The following is an 18,325-nucleotide window of genomic DNA, read 5'->3' on the forward strand; positions in this document are numbered from 1 at the left end:
TTTTTGCAACACTAAGATAAGTGAAAATTCTGACATGGCAAAATCCTGGGCAACTTTTTGTTGCTCAGGAACTTATAAATAAAGTTAAATTATAGTGTTGCGGAATTAAGGATGAAAATATGTTTTTCGTGTTAATCAACCTCTGTCTCTTATATAATTTTGTGTAGAGACAGAGGCTTATTTGCTTATATAGTATTATTGCCTTCATTGGATATAAAGTGAACTAACATGTATATATAACTTTTCAATATGGCAAAAATAAAATATATTCTCTTTCAAATATCATCTTTTCCCCACATCCCAAATTCCAAACAAGGGTTCACACACCCCTCTATATAAATAATATTCAGTGAATTACTGTGAAGGGTGTGAAATCTCTTGACTTTTTTACTATGAAGACTATTAAAGCATGTTTGTTAAGCTAGAGAAGATATACTGAGAGAAATATTATCGTGATTCTTTTCTCTTGAAGAAAGAGAATCCAATAAAAAACATAACTTTACCTTTCAATAACATAAAGATAATTATCCATGAAAAAAGTAGTATTGTTTATTTGTTTAGTATTTAGTTATTCAGTGGGTATATATGCCCAGCAGCGATGGTATTTGAATCAGGATGGAGGAATCTCTTGGGAAGTAAAATCGGGAGATAACGCTCATAGTGATCATATTGAGATGAGTGGCTTAAAAGTCTCAACAGTGGTTCGTTATGGTGTTGATGATGAGGGAAATTTTCTTTTGAACAGAGGTATGGTTTGGCCAATGCTGAGAACGATTCCGAATGATACCCATGCAAGTCTGATGCGAAAATTGGGTTGGAATCCGCTGGAGAATGTGTTGATTAATAATGCTCAGATAAAGGAACAGGTACGTCGGATCTCTTTGGATGGAACGATGGAAGTGGAAAGTGATTTATCTACCCGACAAGGTGTAGTTGGCTTGACGCGTATCTTATTTCCTTCTATAGCCCAACCGATGTTTTGTGAGAAATATGTATTGGAGAATAAGGGTAATAAAGCTGTTACTGTCGAGATTAATCAGGTTAAGAATGTAATGACGACTGCTGCAGAGAAAGGCGTGAATGGTAGTTACCGGATTATTCAGGCATTGAACGGAGCAGCATATACTTCATTGCAACCTGGACAGTCTGTTTCTTTTTATGTTTATACGGTGGGATATGAACAGGGGGAGCCGGAAGTGATTCCTGATATAGAGCGTGAATTAAGCAAACGTCAGGCTTTCATTCAGGAGTTGTGGGGAAAGTTGGTGTTGAATACTCCAGATCCGGTGATCAATACAATGTTTGCCTTTGCTAAAATCAGAGGAGCAGAAAGTATCTATGATACCGCTTGCGGATTGTTGCATGGTCCGGGTGGAGAATCTTATTATGCAGCGATTTGGGCAAACGACCAGGCTGAATATATCAATCCTTTCTTCCCGTTTTTGGGATATGATAAAGGAAATCAATCGGCATTGAATGCTTATTTGCAGTTTGCCCGTTTTATGAATGATGCGTATAAACCTCTGCCTAGTTCGATTATTGCTGAAGGAGCGGATGTCTGGGGTGGAGCGGGTGATCGTGGTGACGCTGCTATGATTGCTTATGGTGCATCACGATATGCTTTGGAGAGAGGAAGTAAAGAGGAAGCCGAGCAGTTATGGCCACTTATTGAATGGTGTTTGGAATATTGTCATCGGAAGGTGAATGCTGACGGAGTAGTCGCATCTGATTCGGATGAATTGGAAGGACGTTTTCCGGCAGGTGATGCGAATTTGTGTACTTCGTCTTTGTATTATGATGCCTTGAATTCGGCAGTGTATTTGGGAAAAGAATTGAAGAAAGAGGGGAAGTTACTGAAACAGTATACCAGTCAGGCTAAGTCTCTGAAGGCAAATATCGAAAAGTATTTTGGGGCAGAAGTTGAAGGTTTCCAAACGTATCAATATTATAAAGGAAATGATGTGTTACGTTCGTGGATTTGTATCCCTTTGACGGTGAATATTTTTGATCGGAAAGAGGAAACTGTACGGGCGTTGTTTTCTCCTCGTTTATGGACTGAGAACGGACTTCTGACACAAGCTGGTAGTGAAACGTTTTGGGACCGCTCTACTTTATATGCGCTTCGAGGTGTGTATGCGTGTGGAGAAACAGAAAAGGCTACGGAATATCTGAAGTTTTATTCCGGTCAGCGATTGTTGGGCGAACATATCCCTTATGCCATTGAAGCATGGCCGGAAGGTAATCAGCGGCATTTATCGGCTGAAAGTGGATTGTATTGCCGGATCATTACAGAAGGTATGTTTGGTATTCGTCCAACGGGATTTAAATCGTTTGTCTTGACTCCTCGTTTACCGGCAGAATGGAATCAGATGAGTTTGCATAAAATTCAGGCATTTGGTTCTTCATTTGATGTAGAAATCCAAAGAGCAGGAGAGAAGTTACAAATTACCGTACTGAATCAAGGTAAAGTGTGTATGAAGAAGACTATCAAGGAAGGAGATAGTTTGATGGTTAAATTATAAATTGAATCTATAAAGATGAATAAAAGAAGATATATACTGTTTTCTGTTTTGAGTATCTTGGCTTGTCATTTGGTAATGGCTTCTGGCCAAGATAAGATGATTAATGTAACAGATATGGGTGCCCGTCCGGATGACGGTAAAGACGATACCCGGGCATTAAGAAGAGCCGTTGCTTATGCCTGTGAACATCCGGGAACGACTTTATATTTTCCGAAAGGTATTTATGAATTAAAAGATAAAGAGGCCATAACCTTGGAAACGAAGGTGCTGAATGGCGAGATGGGAGAAAATCCAGAAAAAGTCATTTATACGCCTTATTATCCATATGTGAAGGGATTGGATTTCACCGGAGCTAAACAGGTAACAGTTTTGGCTGATCAGGCAACTTTATTGTGTGAGGGTTGGATGGAACCAATCTCTTTGGATCAGTGTGAAGATGTTACCGTAAAAGGTATCACGATTGATTATAAACGAAAACCGTTTGTGTCTGGTGATATAGTAGAGATCACATCTGATTATTTTGATGTCCAATTTGGAGAGGATAAGATTGTCACGGAAAAAATGCCTCTGACGCGGATGACGTTTTGGGATAAAGAAAAGAACCGGTTGTATCCGGAGCCGATTTATTTCCCGAAAAGAGAATTGTTGGGAGGCAATAAAGTCCGTTTTTATCATTCTCTTCCACAAACATTGAAAGGAAGTAATGCCACAGCCTTAAATTCATTCCATTTTCGTCCGGCCATATTGGTTTATAGATCTGTATCAACTTGCCTGGAGGATGTTACGATTCATGCTCAGCCAGGTATGGGGATTGTCGGTTTCGACAGCAAGGACATTTTTATAAAACGCCTGTCAATCCGTCCGTCTTCTAGTTATTACCAGTCCACCAATACCGATGCAACACATTTTGCCTGTTGTGAAGGTGTATTGCATTTCCAAGGGTGTTATTTCCAAGGTCAGGGAGATGATGCGACAAATGTTCATGGTTATTATCAGACAATAATTAGAGCGGAAGGAAATAGTGCGGATCTGGAAGTAAAAGCAGGAACTTATACGCACGCACAAGTGGCGGATGTCCCAAGAGTTGGGGACGAAATGGAACTGGTTGAAATACGGACATTAAAACCTGTACAAACATATAAAGTAAAGGATGTCCGGCATTCGATTCCGGAAACTCAAGTTCATGTTACTTTATCAGATCCATTGCCGGAAAATATCTCAGACTATTATCTGATGAATGTGACGAAACTTCCTCAACTGATATTTGAAAATTCGGTGATAAACAGCCATCTGGCCCGTGGTATCTTGGTGAAGACCCGAAACGTAACTATTCGGAGCAATGTTTTTCGGAATTGTACGGGCACGGCAATTCATATAGGAGCAGAAGCTTATTGGCACGAAGGAACTCATGCTAAGCATGTATTGGTAACCGACAATGTGATGATGGGGTGTGGCAAAGGTGCCGGAAGTCAGGCCGGTGCTGCCGGGATTGCTGTTATCATCGAAGCAGAAGATACAGGAAAGGAATATCTGCATGAAGATATAAAGATAACCGACAATTTGATTGCTGGAGAAGGAAATGATTGTGGTATCTATGTGGGTAATGCAAAAGATGTATTATTGCAGGGGAATAAAATCACCGGGTGTAAGCAGGCATATAAATATCATAGTGCAGACCAGGTACTATTGGAAGAATAAGTAACGAGAATTGAAAAAGAAAGTAACGGGAATCATTTTTAAATCCCGTTACTTTTGTTTTCAAATACGCCAGCTTTTCATCAAAAGCCGGCGTATTTGAAGAAAAAGCCGGCGTATTTTGGAAAGGAAATGATGTTGAATATAGAGTGTTGATTTTATGTATGTCAAACTGATAATAATAAAAGTCAAATGAAAAAATTACTCTTTTTGTGGGGGATGATGGTGCTTTCTGCCTCAATGGTAGCGCAATCTATTCTTCCAGCAGGACATCCAAGTCGGGATAAGGATTTGGATGTGCTTCCAGGATTTCAGAATCCTCCGTCTGGTTATGGGGAAGTTCCTTTTTATTGGTGGTTGGGTGATACGCTGACACGTGAACATCTGACTGGGCATTTAGATTTGCTGAAAAATAAAGGAATCAGTAGTTTGCAAGTCAATTATGCACATAGTGACAAAGGAGGTAAGTTATGGGGACTAACGTTTAAATCTAAACCGGAAATCTTTACGGAGGAATGGTGGGATTTGTTCGGTTGGTTCATGCGTGAAGCCAAGAAGCGTGGAATGACCGTTAGCTTGAGTGATTATACTTTGGGCGTTGGTCAGGAACAGTATGTGGATGAAATCTTAGCTGATTATCCTGAAATTTCCGGAAGCGAGTTGCGTTTCATGAAGAAAAGAGTGAGTGGATCATTACATTGGGAGTTACCGGAGAAACCTCTTTCCGTACAAGCTTATCGTTTTGAGAAAGATAGTTCTTTGATCGCTTCGTCTGTGATCAATTTGGAATCTTCTTGTTCTGGTAAATCGTTGAATTGGAAATCGCCGGCAGGAGAATGGTTGGTAACAGTTGTATATGCTTCTCCCAAAAGTCTTTCTTACAATCCGATGCATCCTTTGTCTGGGAAAAAATATGTGGAATATTTTTTCCAGCGTTTTGAAGATCGTTTTCCGGAAGATTCAAAAGGTGGATTGAATTTCTTTTTCTCTGATGAATTGAACTTCCAGTTAGGAAATTTAATTTGGGATGATTATTTCCAGTCGGAGTTTAAGAAACGGAAAGGTTACGACATTGTGCCGTATTTGTCGGCCTTATTTGTGGATATGGGAGAGAAAACATCTAAATATCGTTTGGATTACAACGATGTGATGGTTTCATTGAGTGAAGAACATTTCTTTGAACCGGTATATCGCTGGCATGAAGACAGGGGATTGATTTACGGTTGTGACCATGGCGGACGAGGACTTGATGTGGCTGAGTTTGGAGATTATTTCCGTACCCAACGCTGGAATCAAGGTCCGGGTTGCGATCAGCCGAAGTTATCAAAGCATATTATCAAGAACAAAGTGGCATCTTCAATAGCCCATATGTACAATCGCCCTCGAGTTTGGCTTGAAGGTTTCCACAGTAGTGGTTGGGATACTTCTTCCGGTAAGTTGCTGGATGCTATTTTTGCCAATTTTGTACAAGGACAGAATTTGCTGAGTTTACATGGTTTATATTATTCTACACCGGGCGGATGGTGGGAATGGGCACCACCTTGTAACCATTTTCGTATGCCTTATTGGGCCGAAATGGATAAACTGTTGGCTTGTTCTGAACGATTGAGTTATCTTTTATCCCAAGGTTATCACTGTGCTGATGTTGCTATGTTGTATCCTGTTGAGCCGGTTGTGGCCGGAAATGGACGGGCATCGGTTGACTGTGCATTTAAATTAGGAGAAGAGCTCTATCATCAGGGAATTGATTTTGATTTTATGGATTATGAATCATTGGCTCGGGCCGAGATTAAAGGTTCTGAATTGCAAGTGGCAGGTGAATCTTTTCGAGTATTGATTGTACCAGAAATGGAAACGATACGTTCGACTTCCATTGAGAAAGCTGTTGCTTTTCAGAAAGCCGGTGGAACTGTTATTTGGGTAAATCGTTTACCTAATGCAACAGAACAGGGTGAAGCCGATGAAACTATGCTGCGTTTGGTGGCAGAACAGATAGTGACTCCAGCTTCATTGGTGTTAAGCGAGGTGAATCAGGCTACGAAACGTGACTTTGCTATTGTTGAGGGGAAGATTGATGAACCCAATGTCATGCATCGGAAAGTAGGTCATCGGGATTTGTATGCAGTTTATCATGTAGATAAAGGAGCCAAATGTTATTTCAGGAGTTTAGGTGGAGCAGAATTATGGAATCCTTGGACGGGAGAAGTTCAACCGTTATCTGTTTGTCAAACTGACGAAGAAGGTTCGTATATCCGTATGCCATTAGAGAAGACTGAAATGCAACTGATCGTGTTTGATCCGAATAAACCGGCAAAAATAGAAGATGTTCATCCGGTTGTTCCAACAACTACGTATCCTATTTCCGGGAAATGGGAAACAGAACTGATCCCCGTGTTGGATAATCGTTGGGGAGATTATCATTGGCCGGCCACACCTGCGTTGATAGGAGCCGAGATTCGTAAGATGGATTATGCCACGCAAGTCTCCGACAATTGGAATACTGCTTTATGGGAAACAAGAGGTTGGACCGAACAAAGCGTAGGATTCGGGGATTATATGATTTGCTTGGAAGCTCTTTCCCAACCAATTGATGAGACAGATTTGCTGCAAAATACTTCTCGTTTCCCTTGGAAACCTTATGCCTTTTCTTGGCGTTGGGGTGTAGAAAACGATTATGGGCATCAAGGATATCATGGGTTGAAAACCGAAATGTATGCTGATTTCATTCGTTTGGGAAGTATAAAGGATGAGTTTACTCAGCTAAAACGGGTGGATGATCCGAGAGGAAAGCATTATTATCTTTTGACAGATGTGGTAGCTCCGCAAGCAGGTATGTATGAAGTTGTATGTGATACGATTCTTCCGATGGATGTTTGGATTAACGGTAAGAAGATACCTATCAGGAAAAATGGGGAACGTATATCTTTACAATCGGGTAAAAACCGGATGATCCTTCATTATCAAGGAGCTTGCACCACTTATTTCTTGTTGCGTGATCCTGATAAGAAAGGGCAGATGGTGGAAGAGACCTTGGCCGAACGTCCTCTTTCGATGCCATGGAACGGCGATTTATCTCTTCTTCCTTTTATCTCTCCTTCCCATTCTTCGAAACAGTACTATCGTTTTGTTTCGGCACCGGGATTACAATCACTGTCGTTTTCGGCTTATACTTCCCAACTGAAAGTCTGGATTAATGGTGAACCGGCCCAGGTAAAAGAAGGAACAACCCGAAAGGATGGATTGACTTCATTCGAAGTGAAAGGGGAAGCAAGAAAATCTCCGGCATTGATAACTATGGAAGTTGAAAGTTCTTATCCAGGAGGCGCCGTTTTCCCTTATCCGATCCAGCAACATTGTGGCAAGGGCGAGATTGAGTTAGGTGATTGGAGCCGTTTATCCGGTCTTAACTGTTATTCAGGAGGTATGTGGTATCGAAAGGAAATCGAGTTGACGAAAGAAGAATGTGAGCGCGCATTAACACTTGATTTAGGAGATGTTGTTTCTACGGCAGAGTTGTTTGTCAATGGAAAATCTGTGGGTTTGCGTATGGCCGCTCCTTGGAAATTTGATTTATCTGGAGTATTGAAGCCTGGAAAGAATTTGTTTGAAATTCGAGTTTATAATACGGTTGCTACGCATTATTTGTCGATACCTACCATGTATCGAGGAGAAGTCACATCCGGTATTTTAGGTACTCCGCAATTGTTGATGAAATAACAAATCGTATCATTACTGATAAACCATGAAAAAGCCCGGAGATTATTACACCTTCGGGCTTTTTTATAACTAAATCTCAAATGATGATTTACCTGTTTTATTTCAATCGCTTGTAACCATATACAGCGCGTTCTCCCAATTCCTCTTCAATACGTAACAGTTGGTTGTATTTAGCCATACGGTCTGAGCGGCTCAACGAACCGGTTTTAATCTGACCGCTGTTGGTTGCTACAGCGATGTCTGCAATGGTTGCATCTTCCGTTTCGCCTGAACGATGAGAAGTTACTGTTGTATAGCCATGTCGATGTGCCATTTCGATTGCGTTAAGCGTTTCAGTCAGTGATCCGATCTGATTAACCTTGATCAGGATAGAGTTGGCACATCCTTTCTGAATTCCCTTAGATAAGAATTCAACGTTGGTAACAAACAAATCATCTCCTACCAATTGGCAACGATCTCCAATGCGTTCGGTCAGTTTTTTCCAGCCAGCCCAATCATTCTCACTCATACCATCTTCAATCGAATCAATCGGGTAGGTGTTGATAAGCTTTTCCAGATAGTCAATCTGTTCGTCGGATGTGCGTTTCACGCCCTTCTCTCCTTCAAAGATGGTATAGTCATAAACTCCGTCTTTGTAGAATTCGGAAGAGGCACAATCCATACCAATCATAACGTCTTTACCCGGTTTGTATCCGGCTGCTTCGATGGCTTTCAAAATTGAATTCAAGGCATCTTCTGTTCCTTCCAATGCCGGAGCAAAACCACCTTCGTCTCCTACAGCCGTACTTAATCCTCTATTATGCAATACTTTCTTCAAGGCATGAAATACTTCTGCTCCCATTCGCAATCCTTCGTGGAATGAATTGGCTCCAACTGGGCGGATCATAAATTCCTGAAAAGCTATCGGAGCATCGCTATGTGAACCACCATTGATGATATTCATCATCGGAACCGGCATTACACAGGTATTGGTTCCGCCAATGTAGCGGTATAAAGGAATATCCAGATAATTGGCTGCCGCTTTGGCAACTGCCAGGGATACTCCTAAAATGGCATTGGCTCCCAGATTGGATTTGGTAGGAGTTCCGTCCAAAGCCAGCATGGCGTTGTCAATACCCATTTGGTCTAATACTGACATTCCTTTTAAGGCTGGAGCAATCACGTCGTTGACATTTTTGACAGCTTTCAGAACGCCTTTACCTCCATATCGGTATTTGTCTTGATCCCGTAGTTCTAGCGCTTCATGTTCGCCTGTTGATGCTCCGGAAGGTACAGATGCTCGTCCCATTACTCCTGATTCCAGTAATACATCTACTTCAACTGTTGGATTGCCTCTTGAATCCAATATTTCACGGCCTGTAATTTTTTCTATTCTCATAATTACTTTAATTAATTTGTTTGGCAAAGATAGTTTGCCATCTCTTGTTTCTAAATAACTATTTATGATGATATTTAGTTCTTAAGCCTCCCTTTATTTAGGTATTTTTATAGGGGGAGACAATATGGATATTAGAGAGGAAAGAAATAATCGGAGAGAGTAAATACAAAAAAGGCTATTTCCCTTTGTGAGGAAAATAGCCTTCATATAAATTTATTTGTTTTGACTTGGTCAAACGATATTCGTTGGAATTAATTTTAATTCTAGTGAGTATTAAAATCGATTCTCGTTACTTCTAAATTATTTCTTAGTTGCGTAGTTTTTGTTCAAATATTCCAATAATTCAGCAGTGATATCATAAGCGTCGTTTGCTAAAAGAATATTGTCGCCTGCTGTATTGCTGAATACCACTTGGAAACCACGGCTCTGATTGAATACTTTTAATTGAGAAACGATAGAATCACGTAATTGTTCGTTTAATTTTTGCTGTTCTTCCATCAACTCTTGTGAAAGGCGGTTGTCAAGATCCTGAAGTTCCTGACGTTTGTTCAGTAAGCGCTGTTGTTCTTGTTCTGCTCTTTCCTGAGTTAAAAACGCATTATTGGCTATTTTCCGTTGGAATTCTTGCATTTCACTTTGCAGGGAGGCTGCCTTCTGGTTCACATTAGCCCTTGAATTTTCAGCCTTTTTCAAAATGATTTCATTCAAATCTTTTGCATAATTATAATTCTCCAGCAGAGAATCAACGTTGACATACGCTACAGGAAGGGTAGAAATCGTATCCCCTGTTTCAGTGGCAACTGCTTTAGTTTCACTAACTTCTTTCTTTCCTGAAAATTGCATGACAAACAGAATCACAACGGCAACAGCTAGTACACCATTGATAATGTAGTTAACGTTCTTCATAAAATGTAAAATATTATCTTTTTATTTTTTATCAGTTTGTTTTTCCAATCTATCATATAGATTCTTATGCTGAACTTGCAAACGATGCTCTGTCTTAGCACAATATATGCCTTTCTTGGCCAAAGCTTTATTCCCTTCAATATGAGTGTTCGGGAAGCGTCCGCCTTTTTTCAGGAGCACTTTCACACAAAGTAATACTACACAGATTACAATAATTATGAATGTAAGCAATAACGTTTTTAGCATTTTCTATATATTTGTGGACGCAAATATAAGGCTTTCACCGATTATAAAGTAGATTTTTCCAATTTAATTCTACTTTTTTTCGATAATAAGTTCAATTTGTGTGTATAATTAACGTTATTAATACCTGAAAAGAAATGAAAATAACAGATTTAGAACCTCAGATTGTGTGGAAATATTTTGATGAGATTACAAAAGTTCCACGTCCATCCAAAAAGGAAGAGAAGATTATTGCCTATTTGGAAGATTTTGCTCAGAAGAATCATATAGTCTATAAGAAGGATGAAGTGGGTAATATCGTAATGTCTAAACCCGCCACTCCGGGTATGGAGAATCGGGAAACAGTCGTTTTGCAATCGCATGTCGATATGGTGTGTGAAAAGAATAATGGTACCCAACATGATTTTGAGAAAGATCCGATTGAGACTATTGTTGACGGCAACTGGCTTCGGGCTAACGGAACAACCTTAGGTGCTGATAACGGTATTGGAGTTGCTGCTGAATTGGCTTTGTTAGCTTCGGACAATATCGAGCATGGTCCAATTGAATGCTTGTTTACGATTGATGAAGAGACAGGTTTGACAGGAGCAAAGGCTTTGAAATCCGGATTCATGACCGGTAATATCCTGCTGAATCTGGATAGTGAAGATGAAGGACAGATTTTTATGGGCTGTGCTGGTGGTAAAGATACGCAAGCATTATTCCATTATCAGGCAGAACAAACTCCGGCAGATCGTCAATATTTCCGAATTGATGTAAAGGGATTAAATGGAGGACATTCTGGTGGTGAAATACATAAAGGATTGGGTAATGCCAATAAATTATTGGTTCGCTTCTTGTTCTTATTGAAGAAAAATAAGATAGATTTCTTACTTTGTTCGATTGATGGCGGTAATTTGCGGAATGCCATCGCTCGTGAAGCTCATGCAGTGGTTGGTCTTCGTCCTGAAGATAAAGAAACTGTGCGGATTTTATTAAATCATTTTGCGGCAGATGTCGAAAATGAATTGAAGCATGTAGATAAGAATGTCCGTTTGGTAATGGAATCAACGGATAAGCCTGAAACTTATATTGATTCTGCAACAGCCGAAAAAGTTATTTATGCAATGCATGCGTGTCCTCATGGTGTATTAGGTATGAGTCATGATATCGAAGGACTTGTTGAAACTTCTACTAATCTGGCTTCTATCAAGATGAAAGAGAATCATACAATTTTAGTAGGAACCAGTCAGCGAAGCTCAATAGAATCATATAAGGAAATGGCTGCTAATCAGGTTGCTTCAACCTTCCTGCTGGCAGGAGCAGAGGTTTCTCATGGAGATGGTTACCCTGGTTGGGCTCCGAATCCGGATTCTGTTATTCTGAAAGTTGCTCAGGAAACATACGAACGTCTATTCCATAAGCAGCCGGAAATTATGGCTATTCATGCAGGTCTTGAATGTGGCTTGTTCTTGGAAAAGTATCCTACACTGGATATGATATCATTTGGTCCGACATTGCGTGATGTTCATTCACCAAATGAAAGAATAGAAATCAAGACTGTTGGTATGTGGTGGAGTCATTTACTTGAATTGTTAAAGAATATTCCTGTAAAATAAATTACAATCTAATCCGTTATAAAAGAGAAGTTGTATGAATATCATTCATGCAATTTCTCTTTTTTATTTTTCTATTTACATAATTTATATTACTTTTGTGAAAGAATAGCGAATAAATGTATGTAGAAAAATAATCTTAACTGGAAAAGATATGAAGAAAATAACATTACTTATATTAGGATTGTTGTCATTATTTTCATTGATAGGTACATCATGTGACGGGCTGGATGAACATTATTCTACGAATCCGAATTATCGTTTGTCATTCTCTGTTGATACTTTATCTTTTGATACTGTTTTTACAACGATAGGTTCCGCAACAAAACAATTTATGGTTTATAATCCGAATAAAGAAGCCTTGAATATACAGTCAATCATGTTGGCTAGTGGAGGTGAATCGGGTTTTCGTTTGAATGTGGATGGCCGTAAAGGAGATTATTTTGACAACGTAGGGATTTTGGCAGAAGACAGTATGTTTGTCTTTGTTGAAGTAAATGTGAATCCGAACGATTCTAATCAGCCTTTATTAGTGGAAGATTCGGTTGTCTTTATGACGAATGGCGGAAAACAGACAGTTCTGTTGGAGGCTTACGGACAGAATATGCATTTGTATAAAGGAGGTTTACATATCACGAAAGATACAACATTTACAGCAGATTTGCCTCATCTGGTATATGATAGTATTATGGTAGCCGAAGGTGCAACTTTGTATTTGACAGAAGGAGCAACCTTATATATGCATGATAAAGCCAATATCGTTGTTTCTGGTCGGTTGATCTCTGAAGGATCGTTGGAGAATCCGGTTGTGATACGTGGCGATCGTTTGGATTTTGTTTTGGATGATATTTTACCATACGATCGGACTCCAGGACAATGGGGAGGAATTTTCTTCAAATCGGGAAGCTTTGGAAACCGGATGGAACATACAATTGTCCGGAATGGAACAAGTGGCATTACCATTGAAGCCTCAGAGCCTGTGGATACAAAACTGGAAATTTCCAATTCTCAGCTTACAAACATGAAAGGAAACGTTTTGACGTCTATCAATAGTAAATTAATGGTGACGAATACCGAGATAAGCAATGCCGGAGGATCTGTAGTTGCCTTGGCCGGAGGTGATTATCAGTTTACCCATTGTTCGTTGGTCAATTATATGCGTTTGGTTCAACGTTCAACAGAATGTTTGGTTATGGCTAATGCTTATATGCAAAATTCTGAAAATAAAGTTGTCCCTTTAAAAGCTCGTTTTGACAATTGTCTAGTAGATGGAAGTTTTGGCGCCGGAAAGAATCCTCTTTCAGGAGAAATCGCATTGTCTTCAGTGGATGAGGCTGATTTTGATTATTATTTTAATCATTGTGTGTTGACAACGGTTGGAAGTGATAATGGTTGTTTTGAGTCGACTTTGTTTACTACAGAAGATAATTATCCTAGTTATCGGAAAACTGGTGGCGAAGCCAATAAATATCAGTTTGATTTCCGTCCGGACACGGTTATCTCTTTAGGTGTTGGAAAAGCCGATCCTGCTGTCTCTGCGAACTATCCGGTAGATCGGTTGGGAATAAATCGACTGGAAAGTAGTGATGGTCCGACGATAGGTGCCTATGAATTTGTGAAAGAATAAGCTGTAATAATAGAAAACTTTAGCTATGAAATTTATCTGTTTGCTGATTGGGGCGGGAGTATTCTTGCCCTTTTCTTGTTTTTTAGGAAAAGCTCAAAATACTTTTCGGGTGATGAGCTATAATGTGGAGAATCTGTTCGATACGGAAAATAATCCGTTGATGGAAGACGATGAATTTACACCCGATGGAAATCGTTTTTGGACAAAAGGACGTTATTACCGGAAGTTACAGCATGTGTCTCAGGTGATTCAAGCGGCTGGAGAATGGAATGCACTAGCTTTAGTTGGTCTATGTGAAGTCGAAAATGATTCTGTAATGGAACATTTGTTACGAAGGACACCTCTTTATAAACAAGATTATCGGTATTGTATGACACATGGCTGCGATATACGGGGAATAAACGTTGCATTACTTTATCAGAGAGAGCAATTCCGTTTGCTTGGTTCGGAAGAATTAAGGGTCCCGACAACCGGAAAAGAACGTCCTACCCGTAACATTCTTCATGTTTGGGGAGAAGTTGTTTCGATCGATACGTTGGATGTATTTGTTTGTCATCTTCCTTCCAGATATGGAGGTGAGTTGGCTAGCAGAAAACGCCGAAAGGATGCAATAGGAGTCTTGAAGAAGTGTACAGATTCGTTATACTATTGCCGGAAATATCCGAAGATACTTATTATGGGAGATTTCAATGATACTCCTCAGGACGAATCTTTGGAAGAGGAACTGGAAGCGAAAGCTTATTCTCCGGATAACAAACCAGTGAAGTATAAACTCTACAATCTTTTTTACGATGCCAAAGGTTCACATAAGTATCAAGGAGAATGGAATCAGTTGGACCATATTATTGTGAATGGAGCTTTGCTGCAAGAAAATCAAGCATTGCATGTACAGAAGGATAGTTACCAGGTGTTTTCTCCTTCTTTTCTGCTGATCCCTGATAAGACATGGCGTGGTGTTCGTCCGTTTCGGACCTATTATGGCTTTAAATATGAAGGAGGTTATAGTGATCATTTACCACTGGTTGTCACGTTTGAATGGAATAAAATGTGACTTAAAATCAAGAAGAAGTCACATTCATTGTTTTTTTGTGACTTAAAAATGAAAAGGAGTCACATTCTTTGCTCTTTCTTGACTTAAAAACGAAAAGGAGTCACATCCTTTATACTTTTGTGACTTAAAAATAAAAAGTGGTCACATTCTTTATTCTTTCGTGACTTAAAAATAAAAAGTAGTCACACCTGAAGACCAGATGTGACTTAAAATGAAAAAATATGTCTTTCAACGATCGAATACAAAAGCTGAATTATTCGTTTACTCCTAAAACTTTGCGGAATCGGCTGATAAATTCAGCAGCTTCTTCCATGCTCAGACATAATGGCGGTAATAATCTGATTGTATTAGTTCCCGCAACTCCTGTAAATACTTTTTGTTCAAACAATAATTTAGAACGAATTTCTTTGATAGGTTCTTCGAATTCGATACCGATCATTAATCCACGTCCACGAATTTCTTTGATACCTGGGAGTTTGTGCAATTCTTCGAGCAAGTAAGAACCTACTTTTTCGGCATTTGCAACCAAACCTTCGTCGTGCATGATGTCTAATACCGCAATAGCAGCAGCACAAGCCAAGTGGTTACCTCCAAATGTAGTTCCTAACATACCATATATAGGTTTAAATATAGGACTGATCAGGACAGCGCCCATCGGGAAACCATTCGCAATACCTTTTGCTACTGTAATCATATCCGGACGTATTCCGGCATACTGGTGAGCAAAGAATTTACCACTACGTCCATAACCCGACTGAATTTCATCAATAATCAATACGGCCTGATATTTTGTACATAGTGACCGCAATTCCTGCAGAAAATCATCAGTTGGTACCTGAATACCTCCAACTCCTTGGATACCTTCGATGATAACAGAAGAAACATCTCCTTTTTTTAATTCGGCTTCAACAGCTGCCTTATCATTCAGCGGTAAATAAGAAACGTCTAATCCTTCATTAACCGGAGCAATGATTTTAGGATTATCTGTTACACGTACAGCGGCAGAAGTACGTCCGTGGAATGAATGCTGGAAAGCCAAAACACGTTTTTTCCCGTTGTGAAAAGAAGCCAGTTTCAACGCGTTTTCATTGGCTTCAGCTCCAGAATTGATCAGGAACAATGAGTATTCATCATAACCGGAAGCTTTACCGAGCTTGTCTGCCAAGGTTTGCTGCAAGCTATTGATGACAGAATTTGAATAAAATCCCAGTTTACTTACTTGTTCACTGATTGCTTTTACGTATGTTGGATGACTATGTCCGACTGAAATAACCGCGTGGCCACCGTAAAGATCCAAATATTCGTTACCTTCTTTGTCCCATACATGGCAACCTTTTCCTTTAACGATCTCTATATTGAATAAAGGATAAACATCAAAGAGTTTCATACGCTTTAATTTATTATTTGTTAGAAAGCTGATGGTTTGAGATGCAATCCGACTTTTTCTTCTAAGCCAAACAGCAGATTCATGTTGTGGACTGCTTGTCCGCTGGCACCTTTTAACAAGTTGTCGATCATGGAAACAATCAGCAGTTTATCTTCATATTTTTGTAAATATATCAAGCATTTATTGGTATTTACAACTTGTTTCAAATCTGGATTCTTATCGACTACGAATGTGAAAGAATGATCTTCGTAATATGACTCATAGATACGTTTGATTTCTTCCAAATCAATTTTACAATCCAAATAGGTTGTTGCAAATATACCACGAGAGAAGTTCCCTCTTACAGGAATGAAGTTGATACTACTATCAAAGCTATTCTGCAATTGTCTTAAACTTTGCTTGATTTCTGCCAAATGTTGATGTGTAAATGGCTTATAAATCGAAATATTATCATTTCTCCAGCTGAAGTGTGAAGTTGCAGAAGGCTTGACGCCGGCTCCCGTTGAACCTGTAATGGCATTGACATGTAAATCCGAATTCAACATCAGGTGCTTGGCTAAAGGCAAAATACCTAATTGAATACATGTAGCAAAACATCCTGGATTGGCAATGTGCTTGGCAGCACAGATCCGACGACGGTTTAATTCGGGTAGTCCATAGACGAAATCGTGTTCTTCACTTTCGATACGGTAATCCATGGAAAGATCAATGATCTTTACGTTTTCCGGAACAGTATGTGCTTCCAAAAACTTCTTTGTATCACCATGTGCCGTACAGAAGAACAGACAGTCTATGCTGTCTAATGGCAACTCTCCAGTGAAACGCATGTTTGTTTCTCCATAGAGTCCTTCGTGGACATCAGTGATCAGATTTCCTGCATTACTGGAACTGTTTATAAAAACGATTTCAACGTCCGGGTGATTAATCAGCAGACGAATTAATTCGCCTGCTGTATATCCTGCACCTCCAATAATACCAACTTTAATCATATTTCCTCCTCTTTGTGGTTTGTATAATAAACACGTAAAGGAGTAGAAAGAACTTTGATAAATCCTTTGGCATCTTCTGCTGTCCAACCTTTTTGCATTTCTCCGTATTCACCAAATTTGGTTTTAACCAAATCATCTGCTGATTCAACACCAACCGTTGAGAATGAAAGCGGACGAAGTTCCAGAATAGCCGTACCATTTACATTACGCTGTGATTCCTGCAACATAGCTTCTATATCACGCATAACTGGTTCCAAGTACTGACTCTCATGTAAGAACATACCATACCAGTTGGCTACTTGATCTTTCCAATACTGTTGCCACTTACTTAATGTATATTTCTCCAAGAAGCGGTGTGCTCCAATGATTAGCATCGGGGCTGCAGCTTCAAAGCCAACGCGTCCTTTAATACCGATGATTGTATCACCTACGTGCATATCGCGACCAATACCATAGGCAGCACCAATTTCTTCTACTTTCTGGATAGCTTTGATCGGATCATCAAATGTCTCTCCGTTGACAGCACATAATTCTCCTTTCTTGAATTGCAGACGGAGCTGTTCGCTTCCCGTTTTAGTAACTTGTTTCAGATACGCAGATTCGGGTAAACCTTGGGCAGAGTCGAGAATTTCACCTCCACAGATGGAAGTACCCCATAAACCTACGTTGTATGAATATTTTAGTTTAGTGAAATCAGCTTCAAATCCGTGTTCTTTCAGGTAGTTGATTTCGTAGTCACGACTTAATGCCATATCACGTGTCAGTGTGATGATTTCAACATTAGGAGCCAATACTAAGAATGTCATATCAAAACGGATCTGATCATTACCTGCTCCTGTTGAACCATGAGCAATCGCATCAGCTCCGATCTCATTGGCATAACGTGCAATGGCTAAAGCTTGAAAGATTCGTTCAGAACTTACTGAAATAGGATAAGTACCGTTGCGCAATACATTACCGAAGATCATGTATTTCAGACTCTTCTCGTAATATTCTTTCGTTACGTCTAGTGTAACATATTTTACGGCACCTAATTTATATGCATTTTCTTCGTTCTTCTTCAGTTGTTCTTCACTGAATCCACCTGTGTTGGCACAAGCTGCATATACTTCATATCCTTTTTCTTTTGCCAGATACATCACTGTGAATGAAGTATCCAACCCACCACTAAATGCGACTACTACTTTCTTTTTCATATATATTATGTATTTATTG

11 protein-coding genes are annotated in these 18,325 nt (G+C 39.6%); 6 read left to right on the plus strand and 5 right to left on the minus strand.

Going from position 1 to position 18,325, the window contains the following annotated elements; all coding sequences use genetic code 11:
• Positions 1 to 530: 530 nt before the first annotated feature.
• The 3 genes from MUN53_RS08125 (at position 531) to MUN53_RS08135 (ending at position 7,934) form a co-directional block, all read left to right on the plus strand.
• Entirely contained in the window at positions 531 to 2,522 is a 1,992-nt protein-coding gene (locus tag MUN53_RS08125) for a hypothetical protein (protein WP_243324661.1), read from the plus strand.
• Positions 2,523 to 2,537: 15 nt separating this feature from the next.
• Positions 2,538 to 4,220, plus strand: coding sequence for a right-handed parallel beta-helix repeat-containing protein (locus MUN53_RS08130; RefSeq protein WP_243324662.1), 1,683 nt, complete (start codon positions 2,538 to 2,540; stop codon positions 4,218 to 4,220).
• A gap of 189 nt (positions 4,221 to 4,409) precedes the next feature.
• Entirely contained in the window at positions 4,410 to 7,934 is a 3,525-nt protein-coding gene (locus MUN53_RS08135; protein WP_243324663.1) for a glycosyl hydrolase, read from the plus strand.
• Positions 7,935 to 8,031: 97 nt separating this feature from the next.
• Here the strand turns inward: MUN53_RS08135 and eno are convergent, their stop codons facing one another.
• Positions 8,032 to 9,312 carry a phosphopyruvate hydratase gene (eno, locus tag MUN53_RS08140; protein WP_243324665.1) on the minus strand — a complete coding sequence of 427 codons (1,281 nt, stop codon included), beginning with the start codon at positions 9,310 to 9,312 and terminating at the stop codon, positions 8,032 to 8,034.
• 300 nt (positions 9,313 to 9,612) lie between these two features.
• Entirely contained in the window at positions 9,613 to 10,218 is a 606-nt protein-coding gene (locus tag MUN53_RS08145; RefSeq protein ID WP_022456968.1) for an OmpH family outer membrane protein, read from the minus strand.
• Between the two features lie 380 nt (positions 10,219 to 10,598).
• On the opposite strand from MUN53_RS08145, the gene MUN53_RS08150 reads away from it, so the two are divergent.
• The 3 genes from MUN53_RS08150 to MUN53_RS08160 all read left to right on the plus strand — a co-directional run bounded on the left by MUN53_RS08150 (position 10,599) and on the right by MUN53_RS08160 (position 14,734).
• Complete coding sequence (locus tag MUN53_RS08150) at positions 10,599 to 12,059, plus strand: aminoacyl-histidine dipeptidase (protein WP_243324667.1); 1,461 nt, start codon at positions 10,599 to 10,601, stop codon at positions 12,057 to 12,059.
• Between the two features lie 151 nt (positions 12,060 to 12,210).
• The gene (locus tag MUN53_RS08155; protein WP_243324668.1) at positions 12,211 to 13,683 is read left to right on the plus strand and encodes a hypothetical protein; all 1,473 of its coding nucleotides are present in this window, start codon (positions 12,211 to 12,213) and stop codon (positions 13,681 to 13,683) included.
• A gap of 25 nt (positions 13,684 to 13,708) precedes the next feature.
• Positions 13,709 to 14,734, plus strand: coding sequence for an endonuclease/exonuclease/phosphatase family protein (locus MUN53_RS08160; RefSeq protein ID WP_243324671.1), 1,026 nt, complete (start codon positions 13,709 to 13,711; stop codon positions 14,732 to 14,734).
• Between the two features lie 253 nt (positions 14,735 to 14,987).
• Here the strand turns inward: MUN53_RS08160 and MUN53_RS08165 are convergent, their stop codons facing one another.
• The 3 genes from MUN53_RS08165 to MUN53_RS08175 are packed head-to-tail and all read right to left on the minus strand — an operon-like array spanning position 14,988 to position 18,306.
• The gene (locus MUN53_RS08165; RefSeq protein WP_243324672.1) at positions 14,988 to 16,121 is read right to left on the minus strand and encodes an aspartate aminotransferase family protein; all 1,134 of its coding nucleotides are present in this window, start codon (positions 16,119 to 16,121) and stop codon (positions 14,988 to 14,990) included.
• A 20-nt stretch (positions 16,122 to 16,141) separates the two neighbouring features.
• Positions 16,142 to 17,110, minus strand: coding sequence for an N-acetyl-gamma-glutamyl-phosphate reductase (gene argC / locus MUN53_RS08170; protein ID WP_022456975.1), 969 nt, complete (start codon positions 17,108 to 17,110; stop codon positions 16,142 to 16,144).
• The gene (locus tag MUN53_RS08175) at positions 17,107 to 18,306 is read right to left on the minus strand and encodes an argininosuccinate synthase (RefSeq protein ID WP_022456976.1); all 1,200 of its coding nucleotides are present in this window, start codon (positions 18,304 to 18,306) and stop codon (positions 17,107 to 17,109) included. The genes argC and MUN53_RS08175 overlap by 4 nt, the downstream gene beginning before the upstream one ends.
• Positions 18,307 to 18,325 lie beyond the last annotated feature (19 nt).

The organism is Parabacteroides faecalis, assembly GCF_022809355.1.
Lineage (GTDB): Bacteria > Bacteroidota > Bacteroidia > Bacteroidales > Tannerellaceae > Parabacteroides > Parabacteroides faecalis.

Bases quoted from the DNA above. Each gene is read 5' to 3' on its own strand.
- MUN53_RS08165 (WP_243324672.1), bottom strand. From the start codon at position 16,121: ATGAAACTCTTTGATGTTTATCCTTTATTCAATATAGAGATCGTTAAA.
- eno (WP_243324665.1), bottom strand. From the start codon at position 9,312: ATGAGAATAGAAAAAATTACAGGCCGTGAAATATTGGATTCAAGAGGC.
- MUN53_RS08175 (WP_022456976.1), bottom strand. From the start codon at position 18,306: ATGAAAAAGAAAGTAGTAGTCGCATTTAGTGGTGGGTTGGATACTTCA.
- MUN53_RS08160 (WP_243324671.1), top strand. From the start codon at position 13,709: ATGAAATTTATCTGTTTGCTGATTGGGGCGGGAGTATTCTTGCCCTTT.
- MUN53_RS08130 (WP_243324662.1), top strand. From the start codon at position 2,538: ATGAATAAAAGAAGATATATACTGTTTTCTGTTTTGAGTATCTTGGCT.
- MUN53_RS08150 (WP_243324667.1), top strand. From the start codon at position 10,599: ATGAAAATAACAGATTTAGAACCTCAGATTGTGTGGAAATATTTTGAT.
- MUN53_RS08145 (WP_022456968.1), bottom strand. From the start codon at position 10,218: ATGAAGAACGTTAACTACATTATCAATGGTGTACTAGCTGTTGCCGTT.
- MUN53_RS08125 (WP_243324661.1), top strand. From the start codon at position 531: ATGAAAAAAGTAGTATTGTTTATTTGTTTAGTATTTAGTTATTCAGTG.
- MUN53_RS08155 (WP_243324668.1), top strand. From the start codon at position 12,211: ATGAAGAAAATAACATTACTTATATTAGGATTGTTGTCATTATTTTCA.
- argC (WP_022456975.1), bottom strand. From the start codon at position 17,110: ATGATTAAAGTTGGTATTATTGGAGGTGCAGGATATACAGCAGGCGAA.
- MUN53_RS08135 (WP_243324663.1), top strand. From the start codon at position 4,410: ATGAAAAAATTACTCTTTTTGTGGGGGATGATGGTGCTTTCTGCCTCA.